A 16,529-nucleotide genomic window follows, 5' to 3' on the forward strand; every position below is an offset into this window, starting at 1 on the left:
TCTGATGAAGGGGTTGATTTTTTACGCAAGTTTGGAGTAGCCGTAGAAAAATACGATGGACAGATTGAACATGTCACTGAGCTTATTTGAGGATGGGTTGGTTAGCGTCTATCTCCGAAAACTACTATAGGTCAGTTTTCTCCATAACCACTCTACAGGACCTTGTGAATGCTTTTGCATCCACCAATACGTAATTACCAACTGCACGAACCAAATACCCCCCACCATCCAAAGCAATTCAAATCTAGAGAACTGATTGTATAACGCCAATCCATACCCATAAAAGACAAAGCCCAAAAGGATGTTTTGAAACAGGTAATTGGACAAGGCCGTTTTCCCGATTTTGGAGTTCAGACTCATTCGCGTGCGATGCAAAAACTTTTGGGACAGGCCATTGAGCAATAGTGCATAGCCAACCCCTAACACCTCCTTGGGAAAAGTAAACAGCCAGGCTTTCCATAGCTCAGTCACCGGATCAAAATATGCGTAAGTCCAGTGATAATACCTGATAAAATTGATGGTGAGACCAAGAATCAAAACGACAAACGTAACCCACCAATAATGCTTCCAAACCGTGTAATCGATGAATATTCCCGCTCTGTAAAAGACAATTCCCAGTAGCATAACGATGAGCGACGGAATCAACAATCCCTTATAGTAGAGCATACCTTCATGAACCGAAGCATGCTCGTAACTAGATTTCAGACCATCTATAAAGGTAGGCTTGGGCGGTGATACCTGAGTGGTATCAGGCTGGCATTGCATGGTCCGATTGCTCCACAGCCGAATGTTTTTTGCATCATCGGCACTGCGGTCTACCTCTGGTATACTCATGGCCTGTACGTAGTTTGCTTTCAGGTTTTGACGCCTGACCGTTTGCTCAGTGGACTTCACCAGCTGAAGTAAACACAGACAGCCAATCACCCAAATTAGGTTTTTGGTTTTAAATGATCTAAAAGGAAATAGCAAAAAACCGCATATAGCATAATGGTAAAGCACATCCCCGGACCAAATCACATAGGCATGACATACCCCTATCAGAAACAGCCAAAACAATCTGCGCGCGTAGATATCAATTGCCAATAGACCTGCATGTTTTTTACTCTGTCGTTCGAGAAAGATGTAAAAGCCTACCCCAAAGAGCAGCGCAAAAAGGGTGTAAAACTTACCCTGCGTTATAAAATACACCCAAAAGCGGACAGTATGATCTATCGAGCTTTCAAAACCGTATTTCCATGGACTCCATGAATCAGGGTAAGCAAAATTTTCGATGTTGATAAACAGAATCCCCAGAATAGCAATGCCCCTTAAAAAATCTAATGAAGGTATTCGCTCTAGGGAACTGGTAGGCTGAGGGGCTGCAGACATTGAAGGGCCAAGTGTTTGTGATGATGCGAATATGCCGAAAATGCGCTTAACAATGAAATGGCCAGACCTTGTGATTGGATACCCAAAAATGTAATAGCCGAAAAAACGCATCACCCACGCGGGGCAGTCCACACCGTCGTGGGAGAATGCATCACCTGTCCGTAAAAACGCATGTTTCAGTTTGGGGAACGCATATCTCCAGAGAAAAACGCATCCCCAGCCAGGGGGAATGCACGACCTGCTTAGGGGAGTCCATGCCGAGAAAGGAAAACGCATCACCTACACGAAAAAACGCATCACCCATCCTGGGGAGCCCATAAAGACGCAAAATAACGCATACCGGAGCCGGGGGAGTCCATAAAGACGCAAATAAACGCACACCCCACACCTATTGGTCTACTACGTACAAGTCACAAGACGCTAAGTCAGCTCCATAAAGGGAATAAGAATGCTTATCAAATGCTTCAACCCATGAAGTACTAGAAGAAAATTAGAAAGAGAACCTAACAGGTTACCGTTACAGCTGGTCAGAAACGGAAAAGTAAAATGTGCTACCCTCACCGGGAGTAGAGTCTACCCCCAGTGCTCCCTGATGCAACTCTACTACTTTCTTACAATGCGCAAGGCCGATTCCCGAACCCTCATATTCACTTTTGGAGTGCAGTCGCTGAAAGACTCTGAAGATTTTTTCCTTGTGTTCATCAGGCACGCCTATGCCATTATCTTCTATGAAAAACGTCCATTGATCATCCTTTTTGGCAGAGACTTTTACATGAGGCGGCACATCGGGTTTGCTAAACTTAATCGCATTGCTGATCAAGTTTTGAAAAAGCATGCGAAGCTCAGTTTCATAGCCATTGATAGTGGGCAAGTCTCCGATCTCCAGCGTGGTATTGGTATCCTTAATTTTTGACGACAAGTCCTGACGAATAGCTTCTACTAGTTGCCCACAGTCCACCATCCCCAACTCTTTGCCTTCACCTATACCACTATAATCTAGCAAATCAGTAATCAGGCGGGTCATACGCCCTGTAGCATCACCAATAAAGCTTAGCAGCTGTCTCCCCTGATCATCCAATTGCTCAGTGTAAATATCGTTAATAAGCTGTGCGGAGCTTTTGATGGTATGAAGAGGCTCCTTTAGATCATGTGATACGATATAGGCAAACTGCCCTAGTTCCTTATTCTTGAGTTCGAGCTCATTTTTGGCTTGTTCCAAATCTGTTACATTTCGTAGCATCACATACACGTAATTTTCCTGGATATGGTGTACAGAACATTCATAGGTGCCCGCCACCATATGATTGGAGTATTCTACCAGCCCCAAATTGATGCTCCCACCTTCCGCCGCTATCCTTCGGTAAGTTTCCAATACCATCAATCCTCCTTCATGCTCAAAAGCCTCCGGGGCTACCTCTGTCACCTTCTTCCCAAACACTTCGTCGCGTTCTTTACGCATTTCGTACAGTATCACTTTGTTCATAAATACGTACTCGATGCTCCTGACATCTTCCAGGTCTGGCACATAAAATATCCCTACACCTACCGGCAGGTCATCAAAGGTTCGCTTGAGTATATCGAGGTTGAGAAGGTCTTTCATGAGTTGTGGCGAGTATCATTGAATAGTGAAAGATATGTAATGTTGTTGGAATTAAACAACTACTTGATCGTAATACCGGCGTATTACCTTTTTAATCTTCCCCCTTTATTCACGCTAAAAAACTATACCTACACATCCCAAGTAAACAACAGCATCCTTGCGCCATTTTTCAAAACCGATTTACAAAAACTCTTTGCTCTGTACCCGAAAGATTCTACAGTCTTTGCAAAGCGTCAGGAAGTCTTTAGAGATGGTAAAGCACGATAGCACAGAGGTGAAAAGTCTTTGCAGACAAACTCCACCACACAGGCATAACCATCTGTTATAATGATGGTTAGAGACTGTAATCTCATCTCTGTCTAAACTTTGAATTTTCAATAAAATGTTTAGACTAAGAGATCATGAACCAACAAGAGAAACAAGACTTAAAGCAAAAAGCACTTAAGCAATTTTTTAATGGAGAATCACTATTTGGGAAAGATGGAGCTTTTGCTCCAATGCTCAAAGAGTTTTTAGAAGAGGCACTGGAAGCGGAAATGGAAGGGCACCTTTCCAGTGACAAGAAAGGTCGCCCAATGGGCAATAAGCGCAATGGAAAAGGTCAAAAAACTGTAAAAAGCAGTCACGGGGAAGTACAAATAGAGACCCCTCAGGACCGTCATAGCAGCTTTGAACCTCAAATCATTGAAAAACGTCAGCGAATACTTGCCGACAACCTTGAAAAACAAATAATAGCCATGTACGGGCTTGGCAATAGCCTGAGGGATATCCAGGACCACATCAAAGAGATGTATGATACAGACATCTCCACTGAGGTACTGAGCGATATCACCGACCGGGTCATACCCAAAGTAAAGGAATGGCAAAACAGGCCTTTAGAGCCTGTCTATTGCATTGTCTGGCTAGATGCCATGCACTTCAAGGTGAGGGATGAAGGCAAGGTGAAGCATAAAGCCCTCTATAACATATTAGGGATTAACAAACATGGGAAAAAGGAAGTGCTGGGGATGTACATCTCTGAGAGTGAGGGGGCTAACTTCTGGCTTCAAGTACTTACACAGCTACAAAATAGAGGCTTAAAAGACATCCTGATTGCCTGTACTGATAATCTGACTGGGTTCAGTGAGGCCATACATTCGATCTATCCGGAAACAGACATTCAGCTTTGTATCGTCCACCAGATCCGCAACAGTTTGAAGTATGTAGCCAGCAAAGAGCAGAAGGTGTTTATGAAGGACCTCAAGCTAGTCTATCAAGCCGACACCAAAGACCAGGCAGAGACAGCATTACTGGAATTGGAAGAGAAGTGGGGCACCAAGTACCCGGTAGTGATCCGTTCCTGGAATGATAACTGGGAGCTGCTCAGCACTTACTTCGAATACAGCAGGCCAATCAGAAAGTTAATTTACACCACCAATCCGGTGGAAGGGTTTCATCGACAGGTACGAAAAGTAACCAAGAGCAAGGGAGCCTTTACCAGTGATATGGCTTTGCTGAAGTTGGTTTATCTGGTTACCAGGGGTATCGAGAAAAAATGGACTTCTCCTTTACAGAATTGGGGTTTGACCGTTCAGCAGTTGGCCATTAGATTTGAGGGGCGATTAGACTTAGATTTGCGGACTAGCGAACCGAAAAATTAAGAAATTTTCCTTCCCAGGGGCTAGCCCCTGGGAAGGAACCAGACAGAGATGAGCTAACACTCCCGATGGTTATGCTATTCTCAAGAATTCACAAAAATCAATTCCTGTGTTAACTATGCTTTTCTGATTTGCCCGGCTATTTCACCACCAGGCGTAAGTCGCGGTGCTGAGCATGGCCTTGTAGTGTCACCATATAGGTGCCAGGCTCCAGTTGAGAGAGGCGCATTCCCGGGCTGTAGCTGTATACATTTTGAAGCCTGCCGTCCAGGTGGTACACATAAAAGGTTGCCCCTTCTGTCAGCCCTAAAATCTGCAGCTCGCCACCAACCCTTATTGGATTAGGAGCTATCGACAGTTGGTGATTTGAAGTACTTCGAGCACTCACTACTCCCAGAACTTCTTGCGTGCCATCAAAGTCCGTTTGAGACAAACGATAGTACACCACACCCGGTTGAGCCACACGGTCCGTGTAGCTGTAGGCACTGATCTCACTCGTAGTGCCCTTTCCACTCACTTGTGCGATTTCCGCAAAAGACACACCGTCTGCAGAGTGCTCCAACGTGAAGTAGTCATTGTTGACCTCCGAGGCTGTAGACCAGGAAAGACAGATCCCTCCGGGCATGCTAGCCCCTGAAAAATCAATCAGCGTAACAGGGAGCGCAGCACAACCACTGCCGCAGCAGCCACCTCCACCGCCAGAACAATCTCCACTATCTCCACTTGGAGCATTCCCAGAGTAGTTACCACCTACTACCATTGTTCCTCCATTTACATTAGAGCTTCCGCCTCCTGTATTATCATAATCACCACCTACTTCCAGGTGACCTCCATCTTCTACCGTAGTACTACCAGACCCGCTGTTATCATAATCACCATCTACGACAAATGTCCCACCATTTGTCACCACTATATTTCCCGATCCTGCATTATCAAAGTTCCCTGTCACATACACATCACTATTATCGATAGAAAGTGATGCACTATTACCAGCATTCACATCACCTTTTACATCCATTCCAGCATTATTACTGAAATTCACTGTAGCTCCGCCATTGAAGGACAAAGCATCGTGCCCGGTTGTGTTCGTATAGCCCGTCCCTACATCAAAAAATGTGTTATTCACTGTATGTGTACCAGAGCCAAAATATAAGTCTTCAGCTATATCAAACGAACTATTTGTATAGGAATGGGAGCTACCCTGAAAAGAAACTGCACCATTAATGTCAGCAGTTACACCAGAAACTACAAAAGCTCCTCCACTGCCAGACGAAAAGTCATTCGTTACAGTATAGGTACCACCTATTAAAGTATTGGTACCTCCCCAGGTTTCAGTAAAACTTCCAAGTATAAGCGAACCGCCAGTAGCTGTAAGCGTTTTACCTCCATTGATTGTCAGGTTTCCTGTTACGGTCATCGTAACTCCGGCATTTACGGTAAGATCCCCTGTAAGCGTAAGATTCCCTACTGTAACACAGCTTGTTAAAACGGTCCCAGAGGTAGGACATTGCCCAAACACTTCATTAGCCAGAATGATAATGGCCACAGAAAAAAGCCATTTTGAAAAATTATAAATCATTGTTTAAACCTACATATTACCATTAAATACGCCTTTTATTTTGGGGTGACGTCATTTTTGAGCAATAGTGAGTTATTTTCCAGCTTCTGAGTTCTTTCAGTTTGATATAATGATTCTTAATGCAAGATAAGTAATTCTTAAAGAAAATAGGGCCCATGAAAACTCATGAGCCCCGTTGAGCATGCTAGCCTCCTGCGATTAGACTAGCTACTCAACCAGTCCAAATTTAAAAGCCTCCATCTCCACCAAAATCTTCTCCACCTTCTCGTCGTTCTCCACGTTGTTTCTTTTGATTCAGTCGATAGTTGAGCGTTAGCACAAATTGGGGTCCTTTGCGCCACTGCCAGCTGCCTTCTTCATAAAATGTGGGTAGTTCAGTGATATATCGATACTTCCTGGTATTGAACATGTCACGTGCACTCAATGAGATCGTTCCATTATTGTTCCAAATATCTTTTGAGAGTCCCAAATCCACAGAGGTCATAGACAGTCGTCTTCCCTGTGTAGTATTTTGTGGAGCTCTATAGTTTACATTGAGTTGTGCATCAAACAAGTTCTTGATTTTAAAATTGTTACTAATACGCGAACTAAATGTCACTGCCTGTGCTCCCAGGTCTACGGTATCTCCTACGCTTCCATTGGCTTCCCATCTATAAAAATTAAAATTTCCACTGACTCGGTACCACTTGGCAAACTCATGCGAGGCGTTCACTTCTACTCCTACTGCATCGCTGGTGCCAATGTTGTACGGTACACGCACGCGCTCTCCTTTTTCATTAGGCTCCAGGGTTACCCGTTGGATCAGCTGGTTGGTATGACGGAAGTATAGGCCATAGTAGATACTACTATTCTCCAGGTTTTGCAGAAAGCCCACCTCATAGCTATCGGTAAACTCCGGCTGAAGTTCTGGGTTTCCTACGCGGAAGTTACGGTTGTCCGTAAAGCTGCTAAAGGGATTTAGCTCACGAAAACGTGGACGATTGATTCGTCGGCTGTAGCTCAGCTGCAGTTGATTTTCAGCTTTGAGTTTGTAAGTGAAAAAAGCACTGGGAAATAAATTGGTGTAATTCCATGTTCCTTCCTCGCCAGTTTCCTGAAACAATGTATTGATATCTGTGGTCTCACTACGCAGACCTACCTGCCACGAGATTTTATTGAATTCATTGCTAATGATCGCATAGGCTGCATGCACGTTTTCATTGTAGGCAAAATCTGTACTAAAGGTATCTAAAGGCTGGTACTCACCTGACGCCTCATCCAGCTCCTGCACCGTATAAATGTTTTTCACATCTCTAAAAGTGCTTCGAAAACCCACTTCAAATTTTGATTTGGATGCAAATGGGTGCACATAGTCCGCTTGGAGCATGAGTCGCTTTTCCCCTTCGTCGTTACGTACTTTTTGGTATAGCTGAGGGTCTGCCTCACCGGCAGAAGCACCGGCTAGTTGTACGATATCTGACTGCTCCAGCTCGTTGTTGTTTTGATACTGGATGTCCGCCGTGAGTTTTCGATCTTTTTGATCAAAATCCCGTGTATAGTTGATTGCATATTCCAGGTTTTCATCCCCTTCTGTTTCATCATCTTCACGTCTGGTATAGTTGATGAGAGCATCCATTTGATCAAAATCCTCATAAATCAATTTGGACTCATTGAGCTCGTCCGAATACCGGTATAAAAACGAAGTAGTAATCCTGTTTTTGTCATTGAGGAAAAAGTCTGCTCCAAAGCGCACATTGTTGGATATGCCGCCACGCTCGTGGCTGCGATCCATTTCCGTACGATAAGAAGTATCTGCCCTGTTAAACTCCTGCAAGGCAAACCCTTCGCCAGGTGCTTTGCGGTAGTCGATTCCGTAATTGAGAAAAAGGTTTACCCAGTCTTTTCGATAGTTGATATTGGCCGATGCACCGTGGTTGTGCGGATATCCTGTAGATACCTGAAAGCTACCATTGAGGCCGCTTCCTTTATCCTTCTTCAAAATGATATTGATGATCCCTGCCATACCTTCAGCATCATAACGCGCCGAAGGATTGGTGATGATTTCTACCCGCTCGATGAGGTTTCCTTGTAGCTGACGAAGTGCATCGGTGCTAGACAGCCCTACCAAACCTGAGGGTTTTCCATCGATCAGAATCTTCACATTGCCACTCCCACGGAGCTCCACGTTACCTTCCACATCTACAGTAACAGACGGAAGATTGTCCAAAATATCTGAAGCGGTACCCCTCAACGAACTGAGATCTTTACCTACATTGTACACTTTTTTGTCCAGGTTGAGCTGCATCTGTGTACGCTCAGCCTGCACCACTACTTCATCCAGTTCTTTATTAGAAGGAGCTACCGTGATGGTGCCCAGGTCTTTTTTGCCCTTACCTACTGTGATGCCGCTAACTTCCCGAGTCTCATAAGTCACAAACTGAATTCTAAGCGTATACTCTCCCGGCTCTACAGCAATCTTAAAAATCCCTTTAGGCTCCGTAATACCTCCGCTGACTAGCTCACCATTTTTTAGCACACTCACTGTGGCGTATTCCAGCGGTTCGGAAGTAGACGCATCTACTACCTTGCCAGATATCCATCCTGTTTGAGCGATAGCTATTTGGGTATAAGCGAAAAGAATAAGGGTAAAAAAACGTTTCATAAATCGATTTTTTGCAAAGGTATATGGCCACTCTGAGCCAATCTTGTTTGAAATCTGAAGGAATTTTGAAGTTTTATGTTCCTACATACATTTAGACACTTTCCCAACAGACTGTGAGTACATGTTGTTCCTGCGAAATGGAATAATCTACCCGAAACTGGTGTTGTTCGCAGATTTTCTTGACGATAGACAATCCCAGACCTGAAGAATCGGGATTCTCAGTACCTTTTTTAAAGCGCTCGAACAGCTCAGAGGTGTTTACTTGCTGACTATGAGAGGTATTGGAGATAGCGATGAAAGCATTTTCCAACACGACTTTGAGCTTTCCTCCAGAGTAATTATGACGTATAGCGTTGTTCATCAGGTTGGCAATGAGTAGCTCCAGCAGCGTTTGATTGCCGTTTATATTCACCCCAGGACTTACATCCACTTCCAGTTCTATTTCTTTTAGTTTGATGAGCTCTTTAAACTCATCAATCATTCTGGAAGCAAGTGCAGTCATATCCACCTGCTCAAAATCAGAAAATTCCTGATTCTCTATTTTCGTCAGCAACGACAGTGAATTCCCCAATTTGCTGAGGCGAGTGAGTGCATGTTGAGCACCAGAAATCAACTCCATCTGGTCTTCTCGCAGGCCTTCACTTTCCATGAGCAGTTCCAGTTTACCACGCGCTATAGAAAGCGGGGTTTGCAGCTCATGAGAAGCATTTTCTGAAAATTCCTTCAAGGCGCTGTAATCATTACGAGCTTTGGCCATCATTTCATCCGCAAACTGGTTGAGTTTTTTAAACTCTGAAGTAGTAGACGGAGGCAACTTGACGGTATCGCTACTTTTGATAGAAAAGGATCGAATGGCCGATAGCGTAGATTGAAAAGGGCGAAACACAAAATAAGATGCCAGAAAACTCAACAACAAAGAAACGATTAACAGCAGTAGGAACGTTTTGAGCATCGCCGATCTCACCGCCTCTATGATGTCATCTTCTTCCACTATCAGATCATAAATCGTAATCTTGTAGGTTCGACCATTCACTTTTCGTATTACATCGAGCTTGAGGTGAGACTCCATTCGCTGCAGCATGGCGTGTGTCACAAGGGTGTCTGAAAATACTACATCTGTTTCGGCCGTAAGGCTGTCCATAGGCTGAATGATGAGCTTGTCACGCACCACTCGCTCTTTGGCAGGTCTTCGCCCCAGATAGCGCAATACGGATTCCATGCGTTCTTCCAGAAAAAACTTCTCCTCCTTCTCTATTTCCAGGCTCATGGCTTCATAGGTAATCACTCCGCCAATCAAAAAAACTACCGAGGAGATGAGCACAAAAAGCAGTGTGATTTTAATGATCAGCTTCATTGCTTCTTGAATTTATAGCCTACACCGTACACCGTGTGGATGTAATCACTACCGCCTGCTTCCGCTATTTTTTTTCTCAGGTTTTTGATATGCTGGTATACAAAATCGAAGGAATCTGCAGTATCCATATAATCCCCCCACAAGTGCTCGGCTATGGACTGCTTGGTAAGCACCCGGTTTTGATTAAGCATGAGGTACTGGAAGAGTTCAAATTCTTTCCGTGTGAGATCCAGGATCGTATCATGCACCTTCACTTCAAAATTAGCAGTATTGAGCGTAATTTCTTCGAAAACAATCCCATCATTACCCTGCTGATTCTTTCGTCTGAAAATGGCTTTGAGTCGAGCATTGAGCTCGGCCAGGTGAAACGGCTTGGCCAGGTAGTCGTCAGCACCCAGATTGAGCCCCTGGAGTTTGTCATCCAGCGCATTTTTAGCAGAGATGATGAGCACACAGATGTCTGGCCAGTTTTCTTTGATAGACCGCAGCAGGTCCAGGCCATTGCCGTCTGGCAGCATTAGATCAAGTGCTACCAGATCATATTCATAAGCATAGAGCTTTTCTACAGCCTGTTGATAATTGTCCGCCACTTCGCATACATAGCCTTCCTGGTTGAGATAGCTACGGATGTTGGCGCTCAGCTGGTCATGGTCTTCTACTACAAGCAATTTCATACCCTGCCAAAACTACAGGCTATTTCTGAAGAAATTTTGAATCATCAATACTTTGCTGGAGCACCGGGCTCTGGCATACTGTTTTTTATGAAATCACGAATGTCGTCATTGGCGTTGATCAGATCTTCTTTTCGCAGATACATCATGTGTCCGGAGCGATAGCCCTTAAATGATAGCCGGTCTCTCATTTTACCTCCAGGGTCCAGCTGCCACATGGTATATTTTGCATCAAAATACTTGGTGGCACCATCATAATAGCCGGACTGTACCATGACATTTAGGTAAGGGTTCATGGCCATTGCCTGCCGAAGGTCTTCGCCAGTAGTATTGCCTGACCGATCCCAGGGATGTACTGGACCAAACATGTTGTATTTCACGTCGGTGTGGTAATTGAGCACGTTTTTGAAATAGTAGTTTACTGCCGGAGTAAATGCATGGAGCCAGCTAGTGAGTTCGGCATTGAAATCGGGTGAGTCTCCTCCATCTGCACGGTCTATACCCGTATAGCGAGAATCCAGCCTACCTACCGTAAGCCCTTTATGGCGCAGGAGTTCTTTCCAAAAAAATCGGGTAGGAACATCCAGGTTATATTGTAGGATCACATCAGCTGAAATACCAGCATATTGAGCCATTTGTCTGGCTGCTGCTTGTTTTTCCTCGAATGAGGCAAAACCACCTCTGGCCAACACAGGCATGAGTTCATCGAGCGCATAGGCTTCTACCTCTGGCAACAGGTCTTCCAGGTCACGTGCCTGTAGTTCCGGTGCCAACTGCCTATGGTACCATGCCGCAGCGGTAAAGTAAGGCAGCTCCAATGCTGCCCCTAGCGGACCTTCTCTCCTGCCTTCGCCTGTATGGATGCCCAGTTCTGTAGGTGAGACCAGTATCACCCCATTGAGGTACATCCACTGTCTGTTTTGCAGCTCCAACGCCAGTCCGGACACACGTGTAGTACCATAACTTTCTCCTATCAGGTATTTGGGCGAATGCCAGCGGTTGGCCCTCGTCACGAAGGTATTGATCCAGTCGGCCAGGTAGCGAATGTCTGCTTCCACTCCAAAGAATGTATTCCGATCAGTTTCATCATCCAACACGCGTGAATAGCCTGTATTTACGGGATTTACAAAAAGAATATCAGCCACATCCAACACAGAATATGCATTCTTTTTCACACCGTACGGCTGTACAGGGTAGCCTTCATCATCTACATTAAGTACATAGGGGCCTGTGTAAGCCAGGTGCATCCAGACGGAGCCAGATCCCGGACCACCATTAAAAGAGATCACTAAAGGTCTATTCGCCTCGGAGGTATTGGTACGCTCATAGTAGGTATAATGCACCGCGGCTATTGGCTGGTTTTGCTCATTCCAAACAGGCTGAGTGCCCGTAGTTGCCCGGTAACTGATAGACTGACCATTGATGGTAGTGCTGTGGGTAGTAACGATGGTGGTATCTGCCACCTGGCTGCGTTGAGCATTTGCTATTGTTAATACACTCAGCAAGCAAGTGTAAAGGAGGTATTTCTTCATGTGATTAGTTTTTTGGGTAAGGCCAATTTACCGAGCAAATCAGGAGATACAGCAAAGTTCTTTTTGAATGGTGAGATTTTAATGTGAATTGTATTTGGGGACACGAGCTATCTTTGGACCTACACTTTTTTCATGCAATTTTTTACACACTACTTTCTACACCTGTTATTTCCGCTTTTCATCAGTTTGGTCTTTTTCAGACCCAGATGGATCAAAGCATACCTCATACTACTCGCTACAATGATCATTGACATGGATCACTTACTAGCCAGCCCAATATTCAGTGCAAACCGCTGCAGCATAGGATTTCACCCACTCCACACCAGTTATGCCGCGTTGGTTTATGCCGCTGGTCTCCTGCTGCCCAAGTGGATACGGATAGTAGCCATTGGTTTGCTGCTTCACCTACTGACCGACCTGATCGACTGCCTGTGGATGTACCAAAGCTGTCGGGAATGCATCGCCAATCAGCAGGTGGCTCAGCTGCTAGACTGGTTTAGTTGGTAAAATGCACCAACAAAGCTGAAGGAACGGGACGCGGCCCCGTCTTATCACTGGGGTGGCTGATCACCTGTCCGTTGACTACCAGACATGAAGACCCACCACCATCCAGGTTCAACGCCTCTACAGCACCGAGTTCCACCATTAGCTGTGCCAGTTCTGGAAGTGTAATGCCCATGCTGAGCTCCGGTTGGCGGCCATTGACCACCACTAGTAAAAGCTCATTTGCTGTGGTATATCCTATGGCAGACCTTGGCTCGCGCTTGTCGTTATTTACCTGTATGAGCTCTGCATTGGCTGTGACATTTACCTTGCCATTGGTCACGAGCACAGGAGCCCCACCCATGGCCACATCGGCATCCCAAATTTTGGCACCTTCCGGATATACATCGGATGGTTTTGCCGCAGGTGCTTCCCCTTGTTGATTTGGTGCTGGCAATGAATACTCATAAAGCAATGAATCTGTCGTGTTGTGATAAATCCATGCCACATCAGCCTGACGATTAACCAGCCCAAAAGCTCCGCGTGTGGGATAATATGCTGTGTTTTCACCCTGATAGCTTCGTGTCACGCTTGGCACATTTACACTGTACCATTTACCATCATTGACTACCGTACTCAAATTGATAGACTTACCGAAAAATCCTCCATTGATAGCTACCATAGCTCCTGACGCCAACTGCTGAGGGGTCTTTTTTAACTTAGAATAGACAGCAGACACATCTACCTGAGGGTCATTGAGGTTAATTCTCACACATTGAGCATTAAATACACCTCCATCTGGAAGCGGTGTATTGGTTTCGAAGGCCCGAACAGCATCAGGTATCTCAGCATTCAAAGAATCCAATGGTTGCCATTGCAGCTGAAGTTGTGCTGCGAGTTTTTTGGGAATAAGCAAAACCATCAACATCAAACAGAAGAAAAAGCGCAGGTTAAAAAATTTCATGATTGCTTTCTTAAAAAAATTAAAAAGTGAAAATAGTTCAAAATATCTAGATTACGATCTTATAACCATTAACACATTTTTTATACCCAAAAGCTATGAATGGAATTGGCAATACCCCATTGCTTCAATTAAAGCATCTTACTTCTTCAGCAGATGCAGATGTCTATGTGAAATTTGAAGGCGCAAACCTGACCGGCAGCATGAAAGACCGGATGGCACTATCAATGATTCTGGGTGCTGAAAAGCGCGGTGACCTGAAACCAGGAGGACGAATTGTTGAATATACCGGAGGAAGTACCGGCAGCTCACTGGCGATGGTTTGTGCGGCCAGAGGCTATAAAGCTCACTTTGTGTCCAGCAATGGATTTTCTGCTGAAAAAATCAGAACCATGCGTGCTTTTGGTGCTACAGTGGAAATCATCAAAGCCAAAAACGGCACGCTTACGGCTGACGTGATCGACCAGATGATCGTTCGTACGCGAGAACTTAGCACCAAAGAAAATACCTACTGGGTAGATCAGGTGAACAATATGGACAACAAACTTGGATATCACCCGATGGCACATGAGCTATTGGCGGCATTGCCCGCGTTTGATGAATTTGTGATGGCTGCAGGCGGTGGAGGCTGCTTTTCGGGAAATGCCGAAGTACTGAAAGCGCAACTGCCAGATTTGAAAGCGATAGCTGTGGAACCCTACAACGTAAGAAATATTTCTGGTGGCAATACTTCAGGAACGCATAAACTGGAGGGCATCGGATTGTCGTTCACTCCTTCTATTTTACGCAAAGACCTCATAGATGAGGTAATAGCCGTAAAAGACGAAGATGCCTATAGGACCGCAAACCTGTTAGCGTCGAAAGAGGGCATTTTTGGTGGTGCCACGTCGGGAGCTAACGTATGGGCTGCACTACAGCGAGCTAAAACACTGGGTAAAGGCAAAAAAATAGTAACTGTAATCTGCGATTCTGGATTAAAATACCTCAATGGTGACCTGTATCAGCCGAGTTAGTTTAAAATAAGTCAAATTTCTATGGTTTGGCCTTAGGATGTACAATTGTCACTTTAAGTGAAAAAATTTGCTTTTGAAGGGGTGATATGGGATTTCAAAATAGACCCGGCTTGAGAGCTTTTCTCTCTACTTTTTCTAGCGGCCGGCCAGGCGATAAAAAGGCTTCGCGCCCCGGTAGCAAAAATCAAGGGCTGGATTCATTTCTTAACGCTTTTCTAAATGAAAATCAGCAAATAAATAAACTCGCAATTTCATTATCGAAAAGGTTTAAACGTTGGGTAAGTGCTCAAACAGTATTTATTTGTAATCTGATTTCCATCTAGAAAACCTAAAATGAACCAAGGCCCCTCCTTCTGTAATTCCTAGGTCATCAAAGGTTTCGGATTGATCCGTTAATTCTCTCGATGCATTAAATAGAAAAAGGGTAACTCGCCAGCCGTATGAACCCCAAACGTCTTTTGAGCACCCTTTTAACTGTCAGGTTACTTATGTCAGCCAAAACCTTTCAGTATTTAGAATAACCGTCGATGAAGGATGTGAAACAGATCAGAAATCACATAAAAAAGCCGGTTCTGCTTTTTAAAAACTCTACAAATCAGCATGAGCCATCGACTAAACACTCACACATGAACCGGCTTTTTAATTCATTTTGAGCTTTTATTTTCGTAATGACTTTACAAGCTCAATAGCGTCGGAAACCTTTTGCTCCAGGGCAGCAAAATCACCTTTACCGAGAATATCCTTAGTGATCAGCTGAGAGCCCATTCCCACACAATGCACTCCTGCCTCAAACCATTTGGTCAGGTTTTCTTCGGTAGGCTCCACACCTCCTGTAGGCATAATGCTTGCCCATGGAAATGGTCCTTTTACCCCTTTCACGAAAGATGGTCCTCCTACCTGTGAGCCAGGGAAAATTTTAACCACTTCAGCTCCGAGTTCTTCAGCATATGAAATCTCTGTCACCGACCCACAGCCTGGCGACCAGCTCACTTTACGTCGATTGCACACTTTGGCCATCTCTGGGTTTAGTACCGGAGAAACGATAAAGTTGGCCCCAAGCTGCAAATACAATGCGGTAGTGCCGGCATCTACTATAGAGCCTACGCCTAAGATCATTTCGGGTGCTGCCTCGGCGGCAAATTTGTTGAGCTCGGCAAACACCTCATGAGCAAAATCCCCACGATTTGTAAATTCGAAAACACGAACCCCTCCTTTGTAACAAGCCAAAAGGACTTCCTTACAGGTCTCTATGTTTTGATGATAGAAAACAGGCACTATGCCTGTTTCCTTCATTTTTAATGCTACTTCTATTCTTGTGAATCGTGCCATACCCTTATCTCGCTACTCGGCCGGAAGCATCTCCGCCCATGAGTTTTTGTACTTCTTCTACCTTCACCAGATTCGCATCACCTTTGATGGTGTGCTTCAGACATGAAGCCGCCACGGCAAAGTCCAGTGCATTTTGGTCATCCTCTGGGTAAGTTAGCAATCCGTAGATCAGTCCGCCCATGAATGAATCTCCTCCGCCTACTCGATCCACAATATCAGTGATCTGGTACTGACGCGTCTCATACATCTTGCTACCGTCATACAGCACGCCTGCCCAGGTGTTGTGTGAAGCCGAAATAGAGCCTCTAAGGGTAGTGATCACCTTCTTGGCCTTCGGAAACTTCTTCATCATCTGCTGACA

At 44.9% G+C, this 16,529-nt stretch carries 13 protein-coding genes; 3 read left to right on the forward strand and 10 right to left on the reverse strand.

Annotation, left to right across the window (positions count from 1 at the left end; genetic code table 11):
• Nucleotides 1-108: 108 nt before the first annotated feature.
• Nucleotides 109-1,368, reverse strand: a complete 1,260-nt coding sequence (locus tag C7460_RS22685) for a DUF418 domain-containing protein (protein WP_170148156.1) — start codon at nt 1,366-1,368, stop codon at nt 109-111.
• Between the two features lie 517 nt (nt 1,369-1,885).
• On the reverse strand, nt 1,886-2,968 hold the full coding sequence (locus C7460_RS22690; protein ID WP_115870438.1) for a sensor histidine kinase: 1,083 nt from the start codon (nt 2,966-2,968) through the stop codon (nt 1,886-1,888).
• Between the two features lie 401 nt (nt 2,969-3,369).
• On the opposite strand from C7460_RS22690, the gene C7460_RS22700 reads away from it, so the two are divergent.
• The gene (locus C7460_RS22700) at nt 3,370-4,608 is read left to right on the forward strand and encodes an IS256 family transposase (RefSeq protein WP_115870440.1); all 1,239 of its coding nucleotides are present in this window, start codon (nt 3,370-3,372) and stop codon (nt 4,606-4,608) included.
• A 136-nt stretch (nt 4,609-4,744) separates the two neighbouring features.
• On the opposite strand, the gene C7460_RS22705 is transcribed toward C7460_RS22700, so the two are convergent.
• The 5 genes from C7460_RS22705 to C7460_RS22725 form a co-directional block, all read right to left on the reverse strand.
• Nucleotides 4,745-6,151: a T9SS type A sorting domain-containing protein gene (locus C7460_RS22705; protein ID WP_147303070.1), complete on the reverse strand. Its 1,407-nt coding sequence runs from the start codon at nt 6,149-6,151 to the stop codon at nt 4,745-4,747.
• 259 nt (nt 6,152-6,410) lie between these two features.
• The gene (locus C7460_RS22710; protein WP_115870442.1) at nt 6,411-8,825 is read right to left on the reverse strand and encodes a TonB-dependent receptor domain-containing protein; all 2,415 of its coding nucleotides are present in this window, start codon (nt 8,823-8,825) and stop codon (nt 6,411-6,413) included.
• A 91-nt stretch (nt 8,826-8,916) separates the two neighbouring features.
• Nucleotides 8,917-10,179 (reverse strand): sensor histidine kinase, encoded by a 1,263-nt coding sequence (locus C7460_RS22715; protein WP_115870443.1) that lies wholly within the window; start codon nt 10,177-10,179, stop codon nt 8,917-8,919.
• Nucleotides 10,176-10,853 carry a response regulator transcription factor gene (locus C7460_RS22720; protein ID WP_115870444.1) on the reverse strand — a complete coding sequence of 226 codons (678 nt, stop codon included), beginning with the start codon at nt 10,851-10,853 and terminating at the stop codon, nt 10,176-10,178. Before C7460_RS22720 ends, C7460_RS22715 begins: the two co-directional genes overlap by 4 nt.
• A gap of 44 nt (nt 10,854-10,897) precedes the next feature.
• Nucleotides 10,898-12,382 (reverse strand): S10 family peptidase, encoded by a 1,485-nt coding sequence (locus C7460_RS22725; protein ID WP_115870445.1) that lies wholly within the window; start codon nt 12,380-12,382, stop codon nt 10,898-10,900.
• A 132-nt stretch (nt 12,383-12,514) separates the two neighbouring features.
• On the opposite strand from C7460_RS22725, the gene C7460_RS22730 reads away from it, so the two are divergent.
• The gene (locus tag C7460_RS22730; RefSeq protein WP_115870446.1) at nt 12,515-12,889 is read left to right on the forward strand and encodes a DUF6122 family protein; all 375 of its coding nucleotides are present in this window, start codon (nt 12,515-12,517) and stop codon (nt 12,887-12,889) included.
• On the opposite strand, the gene C7460_RS22735 is transcribed toward C7460_RS22730, so the two are convergent.
• Nucleotides 12,879-13,829 (reverse strand): phosphodiester glycosidase family protein, encoded by a 951-nt coding sequence (locus C7460_RS22735; protein ID WP_115870447.1) that lies wholly within the window; start codon nt 13,827-13,829, stop codon nt 12,879-12,881. The genes C7460_RS22730 and C7460_RS22735 overlap by 11 nt on opposite strands.
• Before the next feature lie 95 nt (nt 13,830-13,924).
• Here C7460_RS22735 and C7460_RS22740 point away from each other — a divergent pair, with 95 nt between their 5' ends.
• Complete coding sequence (locus tag C7460_RS22740; protein ID WP_115870448.1) at nt 13,925-14,839, forward strand: PLP-dependent cysteine synthase family protein; 915 nt, start codon at nt 13,925-13,927, stop codon at nt 14,837-14,839.
• Between the two features lie 657 nt (nt 14,840-15,496).
• Here the strand turns inward: C7460_RS22740 and C7460_RS22750 are convergent.
• Together C7460_RS22750 and C7460_RS22755 are read right to left on the reverse strand one after the other, a co-directional pair.
• Entirely contained in the window at nt 15,497-16,168 is a 672-nt protein-coding gene (locus C7460_RS22750; protein ID WP_115870450.1) for a bifunctional 4-hydroxy-2-oxoglutarate aldolase/2-dehydro-3-deoxy-phosphogluconate aldolase, read from the reverse strand.
• Between the two features lie 4 nt (nt 16,169-16,172).
• On the reverse strand, nt 16,173-16,529 hold a 357-nt coding region (locus C7460_RS22755), incomplete at its 5' end, for a PfkB family carbohydrate kinase (RefSeq protein WP_245986348.1).

Origin of the sequence: Marinoscillum furvescens DSM 4134 (assembly GCF_003386095.1) — a bacterium.
Taxonomy (GTDB): domain Bacteria; phylum Bacteroidota; class Bacteroidia; order Cytophagales; family Cyclobacteriaceae; genus Marinoscillum; species Marinoscillum furvescens.

Bases quoted from the DNA above. Each gene is read 5' to 3' on its own strand.
- C7460_RS22685 (WP_170148156.1), bottom strand. From the start codon at position 1,368: ATGTCTGCAGCCCCTCAGCCTACCAGTTCCCTAGAGCGAATACCTTCA.
- C7460_RS22690 (WP_115870438.1), bottom strand. From the start codon at position 2,968: ATGAAAGACCTTCTCAACCTCGATATACTCAAGCGAACCTTTGATGAC.
- C7460_RS22700 (WP_115870440.1), top strand. From the start codon at position 3,370: ATGAACCAACAAGAGAAACAAGACTTAAAGCAAAAAGCACTTAAGCAA.
- C7460_RS22710 (WP_115870442.1), bottom strand. From the start codon at position 8,825: ATGAAACGTTTTTTTACCCTTATTCTTTTCGCTTATACCCAAATAGCT.
- C7460_RS22715 (WP_115870443.1), bottom strand. From the start codon at position 10,179: ATGAAGCTGATCATTAAAATCACACTGCTTTTTGTGCTCATCTCCTCG.
- C7460_RS22720 (WP_115870444.1), bottom strand. From the start codon at position 10,853: ATGAAATTGCTTGTAGTAGAAGACCATGACCAGCTGAGCGCCAACATC.
- C7460_RS22725 (WP_115870445.1), bottom strand. From the start codon at position 12,382: ATGAAGAAATACCTCCTTTACACTTGCTTGCTGAGTGTATTAACAATA.
- C7460_RS22730 (WP_115870446.1), top strand. From the start codon at position 12,515: ATGCAATTTTTTACACACTACTTTCTACACCTGTTATTTCCGCTTTTC.
- C7460_RS22735 (WP_115870447.1), bottom strand. From the start codon at position 13,829: ATGAAATTTTTTAACCTGCGCTTTTTCTTCTGTTTGATGTTGATGGTT.
- C7460_RS22740 (WP_115870448.1), top strand. From the start codon at position 13,925: ATGAATGGAATTGGCAATACCCCATTGCTTCAATTAAAGCATCTTACT.
- C7460_RS22750 (WP_115870450.1), bottom strand. From the start codon at position 16,168: ATGGCACGATTCACAAGAATAGAAGTAGCATTAAAAATGAAGGAAACA.